We start from the raw sequence: 15,884 nt of genomic DNA, 5'->3' as shown, positions 1-15,884 counted from the left end.
CATAATCAAGATTACTTCCACAGGTTGTTCTATCCTTTAACAACTCATTATTTCTTCGTCCATTTGTTTTAAACATGCCTATAATTTTAGCAGTAGGCTATAAGGCGGTCAAGCCTTAATCCTGTTCACCAAGTTAGTCCAAGCCGTCAATGATTCCGACCAATTTGTGGAATCTCTTTGTCCATAATGCAGTCTCTCATATTCTTGAACCAAGTAACTCATGTCCTCTGTTTCAAATAAATAGTCTATTCGTTCCCCATATTCGCGCAACGTTTCTCCATCTTCACGACCAGCCCCTGCATATCGGAGAAACGTTAACAAGGAGTGAAATGCTTTTGTGAAAGAATGAGAATCTTGCAAATGCCTGAATCGATAAATCATGCCTTTTTTAATAAGAGTAAAACGTAGGCCATACAAGGTACCAAGGACAATAAAAACTGCCCCTAGGAAAATCGGCCACATCGGAAAATTAAAGCCCGCTGCATCCGTGTTATCTTCTTCCTCTTCTTCTTGTTCCTCTTCTGATTCTTCTTCCTCTTCTTCCTCTTCTTCTTCTGTTTCTGCTTCCATTTCTTCATCTGTCTCATCATTATTCTCTTCATTATAAGTGTAATCAAATTCAGAACCAAAACCTTTAGTAGGTTCAAAAGGAACCCAACCTACTTCCGGAAAATAGACTTCCACCCAGGAATGGGCATTGGCACTCGTTACCTCATACACTTGTTCCTCTCCATTTCTATCTACTTCTTCCCCCTTGGTAAAACCTTTCACCCATCGTACAGGAATATCAAGGGTGCGAAGCATCACAGCCATAGAGGTCGAGAAATTATCACAATAGCCGCGCTGTGTCTCAAATAAAAACTGTTCAACGTAGTCTTCCCCTTCTTCCGGAACAGCAATATTCGATGTATCATACGTGAAATCAGGTCCATTCAAATAACTTTCTACCGCTCGCACTTTGTCATAGCGGTTGTGTTCACCCTCTGTCAGTCCTTCTGCTAATTCACCAATAGAAGATGGCAAATCATCGGGCAATGATAGATAATGCTCTTCTATTTCCTCTGGGTCCTCTAGAGAGTCATCTTGCATCTTCTCAATAGGAAACTCAGGATTTTCATAAGTTAGGGTGTACGCATTTGCTTCGTAAGCGTCACTTTCTTCAAACATACTCGCTTTGCCGGAATAACGATCCACTTGTAACTCTATATCTTCTTCGGCTTCGAGGCTTTGTAAACTGCCAGGATAAAAAGCAAAAGCAAAATTTCTATCATCTGCTATTTCGACGTCGATATCTATTTCTTCCGTTTGCACGGAATCTTCAAAAAAATCACTTTGATTACTAGATTCTTCCGGGGTGTCGGATTCCCAGCCAAGTCCAGTGTATACATTTTTTGATTCACCGCGCCAATATCCGGCATCTTCCCCTCTTGCCGTCAAAACGGGAGTTTCATCCATCTCAAAGCCGCCACCCAGTCTTTCGTCATTGTCCCCGTAACCAATCTTTCTCACTCGATCTTCTGCATTATTTCCGTCTCTATCTATACCGGTAGCAGATTCTATGAATGGAACTGGGTCCTGCCATTGTGGTTCGGGTTTTGGCATCATCATCCCTATACCTGCAGCAATAACCAAAATAAAGATAGACAAAAAGGTCCACTTTATCCAAGTAAATTTTTGTTTTTTAACACCTGAAAAATGAATGGAAAGTCTATCCCAATGAAGCAGCGCCATCAATATAAAACCTAATAAAAAAACGCGTACCATTGCGAATCCACCATTATACGGAAGAAAAGTATCCATAACGGCTATATAAATAACCGTGAACACAAAGAAAAACGTTATTCGACGGGCATGGATAATCCAAAAAAAGATTAAATAACTCATAATCCCAAGCAATACTAAGAAAAGTAAACTACGAAATAAATCGCTTAATCCATACCACTCACCGTTCAACATATATTGAACATTTTGACTGAGATCCGTAAACAATACGGACCACCATTCTGTTCCCAAAAAAGGCACATCAAAAAATATAGTATGAATTCCAAATAATATCCCGCCTGTGAACAATAAAAGGCAGATCCACCATGAAAATTGCAAAAACATAACCAAAAAAAAGAATGCTGATGCTACCATGAACACAGTAACATAGCCGGTTTGCGTTACTTCAGGTAGAGGTATCAACCATTCCATTAGTATAAGATAACCGAGCATATAAGTTAGAAAGAGACGCGGGGTTTGTTCTTTAGAGCTTGCCATCAGAAACCTCCTTCTAAGAAGTCACGTCAAACACAGACGAATCCGACTGGATAAACACAATGTTTGCACCCTGTTTTTTCAATGTAAGTATCGAATCCTCTAAGCCTCGATTTGTAACGTCTTCATATAAACATAGCGCAATCACTAATTCGTTTCTATATTTTAAAAGAGATTCCAGTTCATTCATTCGTTCAGCCGTTATATCGGACGTAATATATACAATCGAGCGGTTTCGAACAGATTGTTTGATAAAGGAAAAAGTATCAGAATCCATATCAATTCTTTCTAATCTAGCAAGCTCACGATAAATGGTTTGAAAATGATTAAGTTTTGCCCCTTCTTCTACCAATAACGCTTCTCCCGTTGAAACACCAAATCCTACTGGTATGGCCTGTTTATAACAATCATCAATGAGAGATGCAGCAAATTCTATTCTCTCTTCAAACATCTTGTCCAATTCGAACTTGCCAGTGTTATCCAAAATCACTGTGTATCCTTTGCCTGATTGTGACTCAAATTCTTTTGTTACTAGTTTTCCAGCCCGTGCTGTTACCTTCCAATCGATGCTCGTCAGTTTGTCTCCGGGGACATAATCACGTACCCCCGCCACAGAAAAAGTATCTTCCATTAATTTTGCAGTAACGGGTGTTGTCTCCTGATTGTCATTCCACAATGTTTTCCATCGTTTCAAAGGACGCAAACGTGGTAAAACAGTCAGTGAATCTTCTATATCAACTTGGTATTCTTTATGAAAAAAACCAAATAAATCTCCAGTCTTTAACGTAATCGGAGAAAACCAGTACTCTCCACGTTTACCGCCCCGAATATCGTATGCATACGAAAACTGCTTAGCACCAGTAAAGAAAAAAATCGTTCCAGGGGTCTTCCCCATTCCTTCCAAACCTGAAGGTACTGTATCCATAACGCTGATATACAGTAAAGGAAAGGGGATTTTCTTTTTTAACAGTAGGGTAATTTCTATTTTTTCATCGTACGAAAGAAGTTTTTTATCAAACCGGCGCTCCACTTCAATCCAACGTAATGGATAGAGCATAAAAAGCATATTACAGATTATAATGCTTGCGACACTATAAAACAAAAACCAGCTGACAAATCCTCCCTGAAACATAGCATAAGCGTACAACGTCCCTATAACAATAATTAAACTTAGGAGTTTTCCGGCTTTCACGAACAGACGGCCGACACTCATTTATTGCACCGCTTCCTTTTTTGTCAAAGGAACGCGTAACGTCGACAATACGTCACGAATGACATCTTCTCCATCCTTTTCCACAACCTGCATGTCAGAGCGCAGAATCACCCGGTGAGACAAAGTGACAGGGGAAAGATGTTTAACGTCATCTGGAATGACATAATCCCGCCCTTTTAAATAAGCAAATGCTTGGGCAGCTTTCATTAATGAAATCGAACCACGTGGACTTACACCTAGTTGCACGTCACGATGCGTCCTTGTCTCATTTACAATGGAAATAATGTACTGCTTGACCGCATCATCCACATAAACAGACGTGACGTCCTCCTGCATTTTCAAAATTTCTTCTAAAGAGAGAACTTCCTCTAATGCCTCAATTGGATGCTTTTGTTCCACACGTTTTAACACTTCAAGTTCTTGATCGTACGAAGGATATCCCATTTTTAGTTTAAAGAGAAAACGGTCCAGTTGCGCTTCCGGCAAAGGATACGTCCCTCCATATTCAATTGGATTCTGGGTAGCCATCACGAAAAAAGGATCCTCCAACGTTCGAGTCTGTCCGTCTATAGTTACACTTCCTTCTTCCAAGGCTTCTAACAACGCAGATTGTGTTTTAGGTGACGTTCGATTAATTTCATCGGCAAGGACGACATTCGACATTACAGGTCCAGGACGAAAATCAAATGATTGTGTTTTTTGATTATATATAGAAATACCGCTGACATCGGATGGCAATAAATCAGGAGTGAACTGAATCCGTTTAAATTCAGCACCGACAGAACGAGCGATAGCCCGAACCATCATCGTTTTCCCTACTCCTGGCACATCTTCAAGTAAAACGTGACCTTTTGCTAGTAGAGCGGTTAAACTTAATTCTATTTCTTCGCGTTTTCCAACGACGACGCGTTCAATATTTTCAATTACATCATGTAAGGCAGAACGTTCCTTCTCCACTGCTATTCCCCCTATACCTACTCTTTCTGCTACTGTTCCATTCACTCCATTTCATATTATCATATATTGTCTTCGTTTGTGTGAATGGCACGTTCATTCCATAACTTGTCTTTATTTTAAGACAGGAACCTGTTTCATCAGGTACATTTTTATGAATTTTTTTATCTTATAAAAAAAATTAGTGCCCCTAAAGGTCACTAATACATTATCAATATAATCAAGAAACACTCGTTATCGGAGTATTTCTTGATTATATCACTGTTACTATTTCACGTTTTTAATCACCATAAATTTCTTCTTCGGTGAGGTGACCTTCTTCAATAATTGTTTCTTCAATGTTGTCTTCTGTTACAGCAATAGGTTCCAACAAAGTTGTCGGAATGTCACCTTGCCCGTTATCAATAGTTGTCTCTGTCGATATGTCTTCACCAGTAGCAACATCCATGGCAAGTTCCGCTGCTCTGTTTGCAATGAGATTCATTGATTTATAAACCGTCATTGTTTGCGTGCCTTCTACAACACGACGAACACCTTCTAGTTCGGCATCTTGTCCAGAAACTTCGACGTCACCAGCTTGATCACCAAGAGCTTCAATCGCTCCTCCAGCTGTTCCATCGTTGGCGGCCACTACTGCGTCGAGATCTACATCATTTGAATTGATAAACGAACTAAGCTCATCTCTTGCAACCTCTGGATCCCAGCCTGTTGTATAATTGTCATACACAAGATCAATAGCACCCGATTCAATATGCGGTTCTAGTACATTCATAGCGCCTTGACGAAACAAAATAGAGTTATTATCGGACTCTGCGCCCCCGACATAAGCAAACTCGCCTTCGTCCACGTTGTTAAGAATTTCTTCTGCTTGTAATTCCCCAACTTTTTCATTATCAAATGACAAATAATAGTCTACATCAGCGTCAGTGATAAGACGGTCATAGGAAATAACCTTCACGCCTGCTTCATGAGCAAGCTTAACAACCTCTCCTGCTCCACTCGCATCGGTCGGTACGACTACAAGAACATCTACTCCTTCATTTATCAAAAGCTGTGCCTGCTGAATCTGCACATCTTGATTACCATTGGCAGCCAACGTCTTTACCTGTCCACCCTGTTCTTCTACCGCGCCTTCAAAAGCTTCTTTATCACGGTACCAACGCTCTTCTCGCAACGTATCAATCGCAAACCCTATATAAGGATCTTCTTGGTTCGAACGAAGTTTTTCATCCACTGTTTCTTCTGCTTCATCCGATGAATTCGCCGACTCAGACGACGATTCTTCCGAACTGCAAGCCGCTGTAATCATAAGCAGCAGAATTGTCAGTGCTATCGTAAGTCCTGTTTTTGTCGAAACCCTCATTCGTCTTCCTCCTTCCCGTCTTCATCCTTTTCCGACTGTATTGTTTCTATTGTCTTATTTGGTTGATTGGATTCCTCATCAATTTTAAAGTGTTGAATTAGCCCGTTCATTCGTTCTACCATTTGTGTCAGTTCAACTGCTCCACTTGATACTTGATTTATCGACTCTTGCTGGTCGTTGACAGAAGCTGAAATCTCTTCTGATCCAGCTGCGGATTCTTCTGAAATGGAAGCAATATGCTCAACCGACTTACTGATTTCCTGGCTCGTCACATTGAAGGTAGAAAGGGAATTAGAAATTTCTGTAACCCGCTCCACCATGTTCGAAACCTTATCTTTAATTTCAGAGAAATACGCACCAGAAGTCTCGATTTGATCTTTTCCTTTATTAACCTCTTCGTAGCCTTCCGTTAAGTCCGTGACCATTTTTCCTGTTTCACCTTTAATCGTATCCACAATTTCTGTAATACTTTCCACAGATGATGTCACTTGCTCTGCCAGTTTTCGTACTTCATCAGCAACAACAGCGAACCCTTTGCCTGCTTCTCCAGCTCGTGCTGCTTCAATCGAAGCATTGAGAGCTAGTAGATTTGTTTGTTCAGCAATGGAGCGAATAACGCTAACAAATTCAGAAATCGAACTTGTTTGCTCCTCCAATTGATTAATTTTCGTCACAGATTGTTCAACCATATCATTTATTTTCGTCATTTGATTCAGTGATTCTTTCATTTGAGAATCCCCGTCTACCGAAACGCTTAGAACATCCTTAGAGAAAGTCGCCAACTGCTCTCCATTGTCGCTCGCTTCAATGATTTTTTTATTAAGATCTTGCGTGCGCTCGGAAATACTGGTTGCCTCATTCGCTTGATTGGTCGCACCGGTCGCAAGTTCCTCAATCGTAACAGCCACTTGTTCACTACTTTCTTTCACTTCACCTGACGTAGTCCTAAATGTTTGAACTTGGGAATCAACAGAATTTGATAAAGTCGAAACTTCAACAATCATTTCTTTTAGGCTTGCTCCCATTTCATTAATCGATTTAGATAACATACCAATTTCATCTCGGCTGTCATATTCAAGACTGTCCACATTTAAGTTGCCACGCGCAATCTGATCACTTGTTTCTACAACTTTTGTCAAACTCTTTCGTATAGACCGGCTGATAAAGAAAAGAAGCGCGGTAGAAATAATGATAGATATAATCACAGATATAATAAGAATAAGAATTGTCGTATTAATACTACTCTCTGCGTTTTCTATCGAAGACGCATTAGATGTAATAGCTTCTTCCTTAAGAGAGTCCCCTAAAGCCATCGTTTCGTTTTTTAATTCATCGGCATTGTCTTGTAATTCCGTAAAAGTGTCGGTGTTGATTTGTTGTACGTTTGGTACAATTTCACTAAAGTAATACTCGTCCAAGGCATGATTATTAGCGATGATTTGGTTTAATACAGACATCTGTTCTTCCGTAGCTAAATTTCCCCGCAGTCTCTTTGCCGTCTCAACAAACTGCTCACTTAGCGATAAGTAGTTCTCTAACCGCTCATCGTCCTCAATAATTATGTATTCAGGAATATTTAAATACTTTTGTTGATATAAAGACATTAACTCTGATGCATCATTGACGACATCGTTTTTAACACTCGTCTCTTGGACAGAATCGTTGGTATTGGAAAGCAGCCAATACGTAACAATTAATGACAAAACAAAAGTCAAAATAACGACCGCAAAAACACCTGCGTACTTTCCCCCAATCGATCGATTCCGCCATATATCTTTTATCATCACATCGAACCTCCATTCATAACGTCCCTCTTAAATCTTTAGACCCATACTCGTAAAACCACAGTAGTTATATCGTCATATTTCATCACATGTTGATATAAAATGTATAATAGGCTGAATAAATCTTTGGACAGTAAAAATGCAGGTTTGGACAGTAACTACTGGTTTGGCTAGTAAAATAGCAAATTTGGCTAGTAAATAATAGACTTTGGCCAGTAAAAGGTGTCATTCCGCTAGTAAAAAAAAGATTGACCACAAAAATGTGATCAACCTCTTCTTCTATTGTTTTTGCCCGCTTACCATTCTCAAAAATCAGTTTCTTTTCTCTAATTACACGAATGAATTTCGCTGTTTTCCAAGTTAATATTTCGAATATTAATATTTTCTCCGCATGGTGATTCATTGATAGCTGAATTTCGTAAAGTGAAGTTTTCTAAAGTAATGTTTGATGTGTTGGCAAATTCATCGCGAGCCGCTATGCGGATATCTCCGGGACCTTCAACGATACCTCCTTCTTCTCCAATATTAATATTGTGACAATTTTCAATTAACATAGCATTACTTCCAGTTCCAGAAATATTAACGCTTTCAATATTGGCGCCGCCGCTTTCAGAAACACAGAAAATACCACGCCCACCGCCACGAGCTTTCACTTCACCTACGTTAATGTTCGTAGAATAGTTACTGTCTATTTGCCCGTTCCTATTAGCCATACGAAATGCAGCATAACCAGTACCTGTCCCGGCACCTTCGCCGTCAACTAAGTCCACTGTCGCATTAATCGTATCGTTCAGCAGCAAACCCGAATAGCCAGTATCTCGAGCTGTTACGGTTCCGATGTTGATGCCGTCCACGCCATAAGTTTCAACGCCATGGCTACTCGTACCAGAAACGTAAACATTAATGTTTGGAAAAATAAAGGGGATTTATCATCAAACGAATTATATATTAAAAATATTCACGTACCACAAATCACACAATGGTTCAATAACATAATAATACATAAGTAATAAAACCCTTGTCATGGTTGTATTTAAACAGTACACTAACACAATAATACTAAAATGTGCGTAAGGGGGCATTCTGCATGAATGAAAATGAAAAAAAGTTAGCTGAAAAGTATGAAAACATGACTGAAGAAGAAATAGATGAACGAATCGAAGAGTTATTAGAGATTAACAGAAAACAAGAAGAGATATTAAGGAAACAAGGGCAAGGACGTCCAAAACTCGAAATGGAAGACGGAAAAATTGTAATTGATATCAACGATCCAAAGCAGCGAAAAATATGGGATGAATGATGATATATGAGCAAAGCAAATTATCCTGAAATAAGAGATATTCTATTAGTAGATATAACGTTTAAAGATAACAAAACTGGAAACGTCCGTATTAGTCAGAAACGTCCTTGCGTTGTTTTGAAAAAGAATGATGATGAGATAGCTTTGCAAACAATCACATCTCTATATTTTTCTGCTGGATTTATACATTTACTCAGCTTCTACTCATGAACATTTTTAATAATAAATTAATAAACAACAGCGAGAAGAAGCCGATAATTATATACACTATATTATCATTAAAAACTCCTAATGCTATAAAAGTTAATATAACTATATGTTGGGCTACGTCTTTAAATTTAGAAAGGTTATGTTGCTGCATAGAGACAAATAACTCTACAAAGAACAAAAGAGTTATCCCAACGATGAATAATATCATCTTATTCCAAATCAATAATAGTGATAAAATCATCATTATAAGAAAGCTCCTGCCCTTCTGATCTTTTAACACACTAATCATCTCTTCCTCCTTTCTTACTTTACTGGAATTTACATTTCCAAAAAATTACTCCCCATTACTAAAACAGCTCCGATGTATAAGTGTTATGTCGATGAAGATTATCACTCTGGCAGCCTATTAAAATGAAAGCAAATAAAAGCAATAAAGAAACCCATTTCATTTTAACATGGAAGAACTAAATTCTTTCCTTTAGTAGTCGTTATATACTCTTTCTAAGTTTCCTGCGGACCACCAAAACAAAAAGGTACAACATAGTAGTTGCACCTTTATCTTCTTTATATCTTTATTTTAACAAATTTTCGTTTCCCTACTTGCACAATTAAATCATTAGTCAGAATGATTTGCTGGTTTGTGTCCTCTATTCTTTTTTCATCTATTTTGACTCCCTTATTTTCTATCATACGTCGAGCTTCACTTTTGGAAGTTAGTAGCTTTAGATGAACAAGCAAATCTACAATAGACACTTCTTTGTCCCCTTCCCATTTAAATTCTGGGATATCATCCGGCATTTTCCCTTTTTGAAAGACGGAGATAAAGTTCTGTTCCGCTTGTTCAGCCGCTTCCATACCATGGTACATCCGTACAATTGATTTTCCTAATAACATTTTGGCATCTCTTGGATTCTGTTCACCTGATGCTATTTGAACTTGTTCCGGAGATAAATCTGTAACTAATTCCAAGTACTTGCTGATTAACTCATCTGGAATGGACATCGCCTTTCCGTACATTTCATTAGGACTTTCATAAATTCCGATGTAGTTATTCTTTGATTTAGACATCTTTTCCACACCGTCGACACCTTCTAATAAAGGCATTAGCATTGCTACTTGCGGTTCCTTATCATATCTCTCTTGAAAATGCCTCCCCATTAAAATATTAAAGTGTTGATCCGTTCCACCAAGTTCAATATCACTCTCTAACGTAACGGAGTCATATCCCTGCATAACGGGGTAAAAGAATTCGTGTAGGGAGATAGGCTTGCTGAAAGCCATACGTTCTTCAAAATCATCTCGTTCAAGAAGCCTTGCCACGGTAACCTTTCCAGCCAAATTGATCACATCTTCAAAATGTAATGGATCGAGCCATTTCGAGTTGTAGTGAAGCTCTACTTTCTCCATATCTATTACTTTTCCAAATTGATCAAAGTAAGTCTTGGCATTTTGCATAACTTCCTCGTTAGTCAACTGCTTTCTGGCAATGGACTTTCCTGTTGGATCTCCAATTTTTCCAGTAAAATCCCCGATTATTAGTTGAATGGTATGACCGTTCTCTTGAAATTGTCTCATTTTATTCAGTACAACCGTGTGACCTAGATGAACATCTGGGGCAGAAGGGTCTAGTCCTAGCTTAATTTTTAAGGGCCGGCCTTCCACAATAGATTTTGCCACTTTATTTTCTAACTCTTCCGTCGGTATGATCTCTTGAGCTCCTTGGCTGTAAATATCCACTTGTCTTTGTACCTCTTTTATCTGTTCGTCTGATAATTGCTCCATAAATGTGCTCATATAACATTCCTCCAATGAAAAATTTAAAAACCACGCCCCCTTCAAAAAGGGACGTGGTTGTATTTTTTGTACGCGGTACCACCCTTATAGAAGAATACAGTCCATTCTTCCACTCGTTTAGATAACGGCATGCCCGTTCTTTGCTACTGAACGTTCACAAAGACATCTCAAGAAGGTAATTCATAGCTATCTTTATATCGGTTCCCACCACCCACCGACTCTCTCGAAAAGGGAGATAGGCTACTACTGGATTTCTTTCATCGATTTTTATATTCATTTTTACACATGAAATTAGAACTTATTCTCTTTAATTATTCTTCTAAGCAATCCCGAGATTTGTTTTTTTTCTTCTATGCTCAAACCGCTGACAATCTCGACCTCTCCTTGGTGAAATTGTGGATATAAATCCTGCATGACTTCCCTTCCTTTTTCTGTAATGGAAAGATACGTAATTCGCCGGTCACGATTGTCAGTACTCCGCTCGCATAGTTCTTTTCGTTCTAACGTTTTCGTAATATTGCTTACGGTTGCTTTGGTTATTGCTGAGAGCTCCGCTAGTTTTTTAGTTTCTACCGTTTTCCACACCCATAAATCATAAAGGATCGAAAAGGAAGTCCAAGACAAACCATAGTCAGCGAGAACTTCGCGCTCCATTTTATTTCGCAAGCCTTGTGCTATACGGTACATATTGGTGACAACCGCAATAGCATCTAAATTTAAAGAGTCTAAAGGCATTTTCGTCAAAAGGTTTATCGTATCCATTTCTTCTGGAAGTAATTCACTATCATGATTAAACGAATGAACGGAAACCACCTCATTATTTTCAGAATCGTTAGCTATGAAATGAGTTTATCAAAAAAAAGAATATAACACAATATATACTCACTGAATCAAATGTATAACCGCCATATTATACGAGCCCCACGATCTTGGCGCTAGTACTTTTTTTACGATTCATGAAACTTTCTTTTTCAGTACAGATCTCTCTTACTTCCCCAAGCTGTTCGCTTTTTTTAGCGCCTTTATCGTCCCCACATGCAATCCTTCATGATACGTCGTGAAATTCAAAATTTCGCCGACGGTTGATAGTGATTGAAATGGTTTTGCTGCTTTTTCATCCATCTCGCCGATTAAAGCCTCTTTTAGCTTTGTCGGTTGTTCTTCAAGATGTTGTTTCAACTCATCGAGTGACGGCACCTCACCTTGCCACTCATCTGGTCTTGTTCCTGGGACGAACAGTTCAAGATACCGAGAAGGAGTATCGATATTTTTCCCGCCAAAATGTGAAAGCATAACATTTTGAACCGTGTAGATATGGCCTAGATTCCAACGAATCGTGTTCGGGAATATTTCCGGCCTTTGGTCTGCTTGTTCTTCTGATAAATGTTCTATCTCTTTCAATGTATTTTGCCTAATTAAGTTAACTTGCTGGAAAATCATTTCTTCATTCATCTTTGCATCGTGTCCTTTCCTTCATTATATTTTACAATGTGTACCAATTATTTCAAATTCTCACCTAACATACAATGAGTTTTAATTATAAGTGTCTGTTAAATCAGTACTAAACGGATTCCCCTCTTTTCAGAAACACTCTTTTTACATCTATACGTGAAAGCAGTACACCCGTCAATACGAGGGCCGCTCCTATATATGCATTTGCTGTAAATTTCTCGTCGAGGACAAGAAATGCAAAAACCGCAGCAAAAACAGGTTCCAATGAAAAAATAAGGCCAGTATTGGTCGGTGTCGTGTATTTTTGCGAAATGGTTTGTATCGTAAAACCAATAGCGCTACAGAAAATTCCTAGGGAAATAATTGCGAACCATGATCCTGCTGTGTCAGGTAGAACAGTGGTTTCTGGAGCCATGAAGGATGAAATCAGTCCGAACAAGCTAACAAAACCGAGCTGGATAATCCCTAAGCTAAGAGAATCAACATTTTTGGTCAGTGATCCTGTAACTAGAATATATGTGGCATAACTTAAAGCTCCCAACATACACAGTACATCCCCCGGATTCATTTGTAATTGAGGGTTCAAAGTCAATAATCCGATACCAAGCAATGATAAAAAGATGCCGGTAAATACACGCGGCCCAATTTTTTGTTTTAAAAACAGAGCAGACAAAACAGGTACAAAAATGACGGCCAGACTGACAATGAAACCTGCATTGGATGCTGACGTTGTTTTCACACCAAATGTAATAAACGTAAATACAAGATATAAAATAAATCCTAAAATCATCCCGTACTTCACGGTTTTCAAGTCTACCTTTATTAATCGTTTATAAAAAAGCAACCCTGCAAAAAGAAAAGCAATACCAAAGCGTAAAGCAACAAGGTTGAAAGCTTCTATAGAGCCAAGACCCATTTTCATAAACACATAAGAGGTGCCCCAAGAAACCGTAACTAATATCATCATCATATCTGCTCTTAGCTGCATACTCATTGATTCAGATACCTCCATTTCGGTTTGTGTCATTTACATTTTAAAGGTACAATTTATATAAATAAAACGAATGTTTATCATACCTTACATGAATAAAATTAATGTAAATGGAGGTATCCTATGTCACTGGTAAAATACGAGATTTTTAGCAAAGTCGTAGAACGAGGAAGCCTCACAAAAGCTGGCGAGGAAATGAACCTGACCCAGTCTGCTGTCAGCCATGCAATTAACGGTCTCGAAGCAGAATTTGGGTTTTCGTTATTAAACCGGGGACGATCCGGCTTAACGCTAACGGTGAATGGGGAAAGTATATTAGCATACATACACGAGATTTTAAACCTAAATGAAAAGATGAACCAGGAAGCGAATGCTATTCAAGGATTGGAGATTGGCACTATAAGAATAGGTACCTTTACGAGCGTCTCTTCCCACTGGCTACCCAGTATTTTTAAAGAATTTAAATCAGCATATCCGAGGATTACGATAGAAGTTTACGAAGGAGATTATGAAGAAATCGAGGACTGGATTATTAGCGGAAAAATAGATTGCGGCTTTGTGAATCAAGTAAGGTCCGAGCTTTTGGATGTCGTTTTCTTAAAACAGGAAAAGCTGCTCTCTATTGTTCCGAAAAATCACCTTATTTCCCAGCAGGACAACGTGTTATTTGACCAGATTGAACAAGAGCCGTTTATTATGCCAAGGTACGGAAGCTACAAGTATGAAGGCTATCATGATGTAAAGAGATTCTTCAAAGCAAATAAAGTGAAGGCAAACGTTGTATTTGAACTATTGGATGATTATGCAATCATATCGATGGTACAAAACAAATTGGGGATTAGCATTCTTCCACAAATGTTACTGACAAATCTGCCACCAGACGTGAAAAGTCTCGATTTAGAAAAGGACTGCCACCGCACGATAAGTATAGCCGCAAATTTCGATAAGTCACCAGCAACGCGAAAGTTTATTGATCATGTGACTCAGTGGGTGGCGACTAATTATACATCTTAAAAAGTCACTTATATAAAAGTGTCCAGGCAGAATACTAGAATATCCATCCCTTAAATCAGAAAAGGTAGAGAACACCATACTTTCCCGCAAACTGTTTTAGGCGATGGATTGATCTTTTCCTTGTTTCATATAATTTTCAATCACTTCATTTTCTTCTAATTTCGTTACTCTTGATGCAGCCACTTGTCCAGTTAAATGCACTTTTTCTCCCAGTTATTCAGCTATTTTTGCACCTTTTCTCACCCTAAGCATCCTAACAATATTCAACAACCTTAGCGCGCGTTTCCTGAAGATTAACATTATTTCACTGAGTCCACGATTTTTTTCGCATCTAACAAAGACAAGCCATGCTTCTCTCTTAATGATTTAACGGTATTCACCTCTGTTGATGTGCTTAATATTTCTTTTGCTTCGCTTTTTATATCTTCATATTTCCCCGTTTCCTCTAATAGTTTGATGTTTTCTCTTTTTAAAGCATCGTTTTTACGCATTAAACTAAAACACCAACCTAGAAGTACGAGTATTATAATTAATGAGCTTATATCTGACCACGGCATTTTCAATGTCTCCTTTAACCATTAAAATTTTAACATCTCCTATTACGAAAATTGCCCATCCTCAAAGAAAAGGAGACATTTCTTATTCCGGAATGGCGCCCTTTAACGGATAACATGGTTCATGTCCAGACATATTATCTAGCCTTATTAAAAAAAACTCATATAGTTCTTCAACCTTATTAGTTTTAAAAACAAGTTCTTCACTGTTAAAAACAAGAATAACAGGGAATTTTTTAATATTTAATTCTTCTTTATAATCTATAACATAATCTTTTTGATACGGTCTCCACGTCATAACTGTTTCTTGCTCTATCTTCTCCATTAACTGTTCATCCATTTGGGGCGGGGGCGTTTCTCCTTCTTCATACATAACAACTATATTTAATGTATCTTCTAAATGCGATAGAAGCCCTCTATATTTTTCTTCACTCGTCATGTCTAACAGGATGAATTCCTCAGCTACTCCTTTAAACCCATCTTCTTTTGGAGGGTTAATTAATACTTTTTGTCCCTTTTTTATATCATGAAGCGAGGCTTCCGTTGTATCTTCATATTGTAAAATGGTTTCATCTGTTATTTCAGCGGAGATACCATATCCTTCATCTGTTGTGACGTTTCCCCGGTCGCGCTTTTCCCACCGAGAAATATCAACAGTTACCACGCTATTCTCAGTATCGACTTCTCTAACAAGTCCAATCATTTTGTCATCTTCATATTGTTCTTGAGATTTTTCATCAGTATTTTTCGTATCTTGACATGCTGTAATTAACAATGAACTCATTATTAAAATTGTTACTCCGACTATATTTCTTCCCACAGTACCCCACCTTCCAATAGCCATTCTCCTAAAACATAGACGATGTATAGTCTGAATTTCTATCGAGATTTTGAAAAATGTCATTAGGAGTGAAAGGCAAAAGCAGAACTAAAGGCTAGCATGTGAGCCAATATGGCTGCCTTATTAAAATTATCAAGGAATAAATTCATCCCTTAAGT

15 protein-coding genes, 1 pseudogene and 1 other annotated feature are annotated in these 15,884 nt (G+C 38.3%); of the genes and pseudogenes, 3 read left to right on the top strand and 13 right to left on the bottom strand.

What is annotated here, in order from left to right:
• Positions 1–108: 108 nt before the first annotated feature.
• The 6 genes from J2S78_RS14385 to J2S78_RS14360 all read right to left on the bottom strand — a co-directional run bounded on the left by J2S78_RS14385 (position 109) and on the right by J2S78_RS14360 (position 8,424).
• Entirely contained in the window at positions 109–2,259 is a 2,151-nt protein-coding gene (locus J2S78_RS14385) for a transglutaminase TgpA family protein (RefSeq protein WP_306899679.1), read from the bottom strand.
• A gap of 13 nt (positions 2,260–2,272) precedes the next feature.
• Positions 2,273–3,469, bottom strand: a complete 1,197-nt coding sequence (locus tag J2S78_RS14380) for a DUF58 domain-containing protein (RefSeq protein ID WP_306899678.1) — start codon at positions 3,467–3,469, stop codon at positions 2,273–2,275.
• Positions 3,470–4,426 carry an AAA family ATPase gene (locus J2S78_RS14375; protein ID WP_306899677.1) on the bottom strand — a complete coding sequence of 319 codons (957 nt, stop codon included), beginning with the start codon at positions 4,424–4,426 and terminating at the stop codon, positions 3,470–3,472.
• Between the two features lie 277 nt (positions 4,427–4,703).
• Entirely contained in the window at positions 4,704–5,786 is a 1,083-nt protein-coding gene (locus tag J2S78_RS14370) for a sugar ABC transporter substrate-binding protein (protein ID WP_306899675.1), read from the bottom strand.
• Positions 5,783–7,570, bottom strand: a complete 1,788-nt coding sequence (locus J2S78_RS14365) for a methyl-accepting chemotaxis protein (protein ID WP_306899673.1) — start codon at positions 7,568–7,570, stop codon at positions 5,783–5,785. The genes J2S78_RS14370 and J2S78_RS14365 overlap by 4 nt, the downstream gene beginning before the upstream one ends.
• Before the next feature lie 326 nt (positions 7,571–7,896).
• Positions 7,897–8,424: a hypothetical protein gene (locus tag J2S78_RS14360; protein WP_306899671.1), complete on the bottom strand. Its 528-nt coding sequence runs from the start codon at positions 8,422–8,424 to the stop codon at positions 7,897–7,899.
• A gap of 233 nt (positions 8,425–8,657) precedes the next feature.
• Between J2S78_RS14360 and J2S78_RS14355 the strand changes: the two genes are divergently transcribed.
• Positions 8,658–8,870 (top strand): hypothetical protein, encoded by a 213-nt coding sequence (locus J2S78_RS14355; protein WP_125557952.1) that lies wholly within the window; start codon positions 8,658–8,660, stop codon positions 8,868–8,870.
• A gap of 6 nt (positions 8,871–8,876) precedes the next feature.
• Positions 8,877–9,080, top strand: coding sequence for a hypothetical protein (locus tag J2S78_RS14350; RefSeq protein WP_306899667.1), 204 nt, complete (start codon positions 8,877–8,879; stop codon positions 9,078–9,080).
• Positions 9,081–9,644: 564 nt separating this feature from the next.
• Here the strand turns inward: J2S78_RS14350 and tyrS are convergent.
• The 4 genes from tyrS to J2S78_RS14330 all read right to left on the bottom strand — a co-directional run bounded on the left by tyrS (position 9,645) and on the right by J2S78_RS14330 (position 13,320).
• The gene (gene tyrS, locus J2S78_RS14345; protein WP_306899666.1) at positions 9,645–10,874 is read right to left on the bottom strand and encodes a tyrosine--tRNA ligase; all 1,230 of its coding nucleotides are present in this window, start codon (positions 10,872–10,874) and stop codon (positions 9,645–9,647) included.
• A 44-nt stretch (positions 10,875–10,918) separates the two neighbouring features.
• Positions 10,919–11,144: a binding site (T-box leader), on the bottom strand.
• A gap of 21 nt (positions 11,145–11,165) precedes the next feature.
• Positions 11,166–11,636 (bottom strand): MarR family transcriptional regulator, encoded by a 471-nt coding sequence (locus tag J2S78_RS14340; RefSeq protein WP_306900265.1) that lies wholly within the window; start codon positions 11,634–11,636, stop codon positions 11,166–11,168.
• A 225-nt stretch (positions 11,637–11,861) separates the two neighbouring features.
• Positions 11,862–12,326 carry a DinB family protein gene (locus J2S78_RS14335; protein ID WP_306899665.1) on the bottom strand — a complete coding sequence of 155 codons (465 nt, stop codon included), beginning with the start codon at positions 12,324–12,326 and terminating at the stop codon, positions 11,862–11,864.
• A gap of 109 nt (positions 12,327–12,435) precedes the next feature.
• Complete coding sequence (locus J2S78_RS14330; RefSeq protein ID WP_306899663.1) at positions 12,436–13,320, bottom strand: DMT family transporter; 885 nt, start codon at positions 13,318–13,320, stop codon at positions 12,436–12,438.
• 120 nt (positions 13,321–13,440) lie between these two features.
• Between J2S78_RS14330 and J2S78_RS14325 the strand changes: the two genes are divergently transcribed.
• Positions 13,441–14,331 carry a LysR family transcriptional regulator gene (locus J2S78_RS14325; protein ID WP_306899660.1) on the top strand — a complete coding sequence of 297 codons (891 nt, stop codon included), beginning with the start codon at positions 13,441–13,443 and terminating at the stop codon, positions 14,329–14,331.
• Positions 14,332–14,460: 129 nt separating this feature from the next.
• On the opposite strand, the pseudogene J2S78_RS14320 reads toward J2S78_RS14325, so the two are convergent.
• The 3 genes and pseudogenes from J2S78_RS14320 to J2S78_RS14310 form a co-directional block, all read right to left on the bottom strand.
• A pseudogene (locus J2S78_RS14320) lies at positions 14,461–14,544 on the bottom strand (Lrp/AsnC family transcriptional regulator); the annotation flags it as partial.
• An 86-nt stretch (positions 14,545–14,630) separates the two neighbouring features.
• Positions 14,631–14,888 (bottom strand): hypothetical protein, encoded by a 258-nt coding sequence (locus tag J2S78_RS14315; protein WP_306899658.1) that lies wholly within the window; start codon positions 14,886–14,888, stop codon positions 14,631–14,633.
• An 82-nt stretch (positions 14,889–14,970) separates the two neighbouring features.
• Entirely contained in the window at positions 14,971–15,705 is a 735-nt protein-coding gene (locus J2S78_RS14310) for a hypothetical protein (protein ID WP_306899656.1), read from the bottom strand.
• Positions 15,706–15,884 lie beyond the last annotated feature (179 nt).

Origin of the sequence: Salibacterium salarium, from assembly GCF_030813635.1 — a bacterium.
In the GTDB taxonomy this organism is placed as follows: Bacteria; Bacillota; Bacilli; order Bacillales; family Marinococcaceae; genus Salibacterium; species Salibacterium salarium.
Note: the sequence above shows the minus strand (reverse complement) of the source record. Positions and strands in the feature narration are given on the sequence as shown.

Bases quoted from the DNA above. Each gene is read 5' to 3' on its own strand.
- J2S78_RS14385 (WP_306899679.1), bottom strand. From the start codon at position 2,259: ATGGCAAGCTCTAAAGAACAAACCCCGCGTCTCTTTCTAACTTATATG.
- J2S78_RS14380 (WP_306899678.1), bottom strand. From the start codon at position 3,469: ATGAGTGTCGGCCGTCTGTTCGTGAAAGCCGGAAAACTCCTAAGTTTA.
- J2S78_RS14370 (WP_306899675.1), bottom strand. From the start codon at position 5,786: ATGAGGGTTTCGACAAAAACAGGACTTACGATAGCACTGACAATTCTG.
- J2S78_RS14365 (WP_306899673.1), bottom strand. From the start codon at position 7,570: ATGATAAAAGATATATGGCGGAATCGATCGATTGGGGGAAAGTACGCA.
- J2S78_RS14355 (WP_125557952.1), top strand. From the start codon at position 8,658: ATGAATGAAAATGAAAAAAAGTTAGCTGAAAAGTATGAAAACATGACT.
- J2S78_RS14350 (WP_306899667.1), top strand. From the start codon at position 8,877: ATGAGCAAAGCAAATTATCCTGAAATAAGAGATATTCTATTAGTAGAT.
- tyrS (WP_306899666.1), bottom strand. From the start codon at position 10,874: ATGAGCACATTTATGGAGCAATTATCAGACGAACAGATAAAAGAGGTA.
- J2S78_RS14340 (WP_306900265.1), bottom strand. From the start codon at position 11,636: ATGGATACGATAAACCTTTTGACGAAAATGCCTTTAGACTCTTTAAAT.
- J2S78_RS14335 (WP_306899665.1), bottom strand. From the start codon at position 12,326: ATGAATGAAGAAATGATTTTCCAGCAAGTTAACTTAATTAGGCAAAAT.
- J2S78_RS14330 (WP_306899663.1), bottom strand. From the start codon at position 13,320: ATGAGTATGCAGCTAAGAGCAGATATGATGATGATATTAGTTACGGTT.
- J2S78_RS14325 (WP_306899660.1), top strand. From the start codon at position 13,441: ATGTCACTGGTAAAATACGAGATTTTTAGCAAAGTCGTAGAACGAGGA.
- J2S78_RS14315 (WP_306899658.1), bottom strand. From the start codon at position 14,888: ATGCCGTGGTCAGATATAAGCTCATTAATTATAATACTCGTACTTCTA.